This is a genomic window from Trebonia sp. (genome assembly GCF_030042015.1).
In the GTDB taxonomy this organism is placed as follows: domain Bacteria; phylum Actinomycetota; class Actinomycetes; order Streptosporangiales; family Streptosporangiaceae; genus Trebonia.
In genome coordinates, this window is the sequence record NZ_JASIAL010000034.1 from 1 (window position 1) to 3,247 (window position 3,247).

Consider the following 3,247-nt stretch of genomic DNA (forward strand, 5'->3'; position numbering starts at 1 on the left):
GGCCGATGAGGACGGGGATGACGACGAGCCGCAGCCGGCGACGGCGGCGACGGCGAGCAACGGTATGACAACAAGCGCGGCTGCGCGTCGCATGAGAAACCCCTCGGGTCAGGCACGGCCGCAAGCCATGGCTCCGGCCTTGACTATCTGCGGTTTTTGGGTAGGCCTACCCAGGCTACTAGCACGCGGGGACCGGCTTGCCGAGGTCTTGCTTGATTTCCTTGAGCAGCCAGGCGGGCCGGGAGTTCAGCACTTGCGGCAGCGTCTTCTGCAGCCGGGCGAGCAGGTTGAACGGGTAGACGCGGGCGGTGTAGTACCAGATCGGCTGGGTGCGCACCAAGACCACGTGGCCGTTCTTGATGACGTAATGCCCGCTGCTGATCTCGGGGACCCAGTTGAAGTAGTAGCCGCCGTAGTCGATGAAGACCGGCCACCCGGTCGATTGGGTGTCGTAATAATTCGGCGGCGGCTTCGATGTGACGTACGCCGACCTGGACCAGTGATTGAGCACAAGGAGCACGTCGCCGTTCACCGCGAACCCGTTGACGGGCTCCTGGCTGAGCAGGATGAAGTTGGCCGAGTGCAACCGCGCGCTGTACCAGTCCGTCTTGGACTCCCACAGATAGGGCTGCAGGCACGTCGTCGTGACCGCCCTGATCGTGACCTTGCCGCCGGTCTCCACCGTGATGATGCTCGCATCCCAGTAGCCGCCGAGGCCGTAACTCAGGTGGTTGGCCTCCAGGTAGGCCGCGAGCCCCGCCAGCGGCTGCGGCGCGGCCGGGGTGTCGGCCTGCCGGAACAGGCCGTAGCTGTACCAGCCGAAGAGCGCGACAAGCGGTATCGCCACCAGCCGCAGCCGCAGGCTCCGCCGGCGCGGGTCCTTGCCCCGCGCGTCGCGCTGCCGGGTCAGGCCGGCCGCGGGGCTGGGGGCCGCCGCCTGGCCGTCGGGGACCGCGTTGCCTGCGCCGTCGGCGCGGCCAGAACCGCCGTACGAGGTCGCTCCGGCCCGCAGGAAGCCGGGCAGCCGGACAGCGGCGAGCGGCCCGGTGAGCAGCCGGTCGCCGAGCATCCGGCCGGCCAGCACCGCGGCGAACGGCAGCACCGGGGCAACCTCGCGCACGTTCAGCGGCGTCGCGAAGGCCAGCGTACTGGGGATGTAGGCGGCGAGGTTAGCGACGATCCCGGCGAGCAGCAGCTGGCTCACGAAGTCGGCGTCGCGGAAGAAGAACCGGCGGGCGATCGCGCACGCACCCCACACGGCGAGCACCACGCCAAGTACGTGGGTCAGCGCGATGGCCTGGTCCAGCCCGGACGGTGCCGGCTCGGCGACGTAATCGCCCAGCCTGAGATAGTTGATCCAGTTCCCTGGGACGAAGTACGCGCCGAACATCTCAAGCAGGCCGTGCACGACGACGCGGGCCTGCCACCACCAGTTCCTGGCCGGGTCAAGCTGGAACGGGACAGGCTGCTGCACGTAGCCCCCGGCCATCGCGAGCAGCTGCCTGCCCAAGGCGACGATCAGGTAGGCGACCCCGGCCGCGGCCGCGAGCCACAGCTCGAGCCGGCGGCCGAGCAGCCCCTGCCGCATGCCGCGCAAGCCGCCGCCGCCCCGCGCACCGGTGAAAAGCCCGGTGACCACCCGGGCGAGGCAGACCGCGAGCAGCGGGTAGACCGCGATGACGAGCACGAGCGGATCGGCCATCAGCGCCCAGGCCAGCAGCACCGCGACGATCACCGGCACGTATGGCCTGCTGCCGAACCGGTCAAGGACCAGCCACGTCAGCATGACCGGCAGCGCGGTGCCGATGTGCCCCACGGAGAAGATCACCACGAAGATGCCCACGCCCGGCTGCGGGGCGAGCATGATCGCCAGCGCCAGCGCCATCCTCGCGACCGCGGCCCAGCCGTGCGCCCTGCCCTTGGCCAGCAGCATGCCGACGGCAACGACCAGGGTGTAGGTCACCGCCGCCGCGATGTGCGCGGTGTTCAGGTGCAGCCCGAACAGCCACACGAGCAGCGTGATCTGCGGCAGTTCCGTCGTGATGAACGGCACGTCGGACACGTACCAGTGCGACAGGTACACGTTGCCGTGCAGCATGTCGTTGGCCATCAGCAGGATGTTGGCCTCGTCGGAGTTCTCCGGGTAGGTCTTCGACAGGTGCAGGTACGCGTCGAACAGGACCACGACCACCAGCAGGAACAGGGCTGCGCCCGCCCACCGCCACGCCCGCGCGGCAGGGCGCGCGGGAGCGGCGGGCGTGGCGTCCTCGCTGACGCCGCCCGCGACCCTTTCCGCTCCTGGCGCGGTGTTAGGCATGACGGTCAGCCATCACTTCGCATCGTCGGCGCGATCCCGCTTCGGCATATGAGTCATACACTCTTGCACAATCTGTCCTGTTCTGGGACGCCATCCCGCCTAACCTGTCACAGAGTAGCCTGAACCCCGTCTCTGGTAGGCTGCGCGCGCAGTCATTCTCGCGTGCTCCTACCCTAGGACGGCTGATTTCCCCACAGGACGGATGAACACGGGTGCAGCTCACATCGACGACGGACCCCGCGGCGTCCCAGCGGACCGGTAGCGGGACTTTCCTCGCGCGGCTCGACCACCCGGCCGTCACCGGCCTGATCGCGTTCTTCGCCTGGCTGGCCTTCGTGCTGGCCCGCTGGCAGACCTGGGCCGCCGGGCACATCGCCCTGTTCATCATGGCCGGGCACGTGTACTCCGGGCCCGCCCAGGTCCCGCACGTGCCGTCCAAGGGCTACGACGGCCAGTTCTACTACCGGCTCGCGCTTGACCCGTTCAACTGGGCCAAGACCGCCTACGGCATCACGATGGACAGCAACTACCGGTACACCAGGATCGGGTACCCGCTGGTCGCGTGGATCCTGTCGGCCGGCCAGCACGATCTGGTGCCCGCGGTGCTCGTCATCGTCAACCTGGCCTGCATCGCGGTCGTGGGCTGGCTCGGCGCGAAGTTCGCCCGCGAGTCGGGCCGGCACGCGCTGTGGGGGCTGCTGTTCGCCGGCTACTTCGGCCTGGTGATCAGCATCGGCCGGGACACCGCCGAGCCGCTCGCCGACGCGTGCATGCTCGGCGGCCTGCTCGCCTACCGGCACTCCCGGTACGTGCTCGCCGCGATCCTCATCGCCTACGGCGTGCTCACCAACGAGCCCATCCTGGTGGTCGCGATCGCGATCGCGCTCGTCCGGCTGTACCAGATGTACCGCCGCACGGCCAGGCCTGGCC

Annotated in this window: 2 protein-coding genes; one reads left to right on the plus strand and one right to left on the minus strand. The window is 69.1% G+C overall.

What is annotated here, in order from left to right; all coding sequences use genetic code 11:
• Window positions 1-178: 178 nt before the first annotated feature.
• Window positions 179-2,317, minus strand: a complete 2,139-nt coding sequence (locus tag Q1N79_RS01485) for a hypothetical protein (protein WP_300603167.1) — start codon at window positions 2,315-2,317, stop codon at window positions 179-181.
• 212 nt (window positions 2,318-2,529) lie between these two features.
• On the opposite strand from Q1N79_RS01485, the gene Q1N79_RS01490 reads away from it, so the two are divergent.
• A partial coding sequence (locus tag Q1N79_RS01490; protein WP_300603169.1) for an AZOBR_p60025 family cell surface glycopolymer formation protein occupies window positions 2,530-3,247 on the plus strand: 718 nt, incomplete at its 3' end.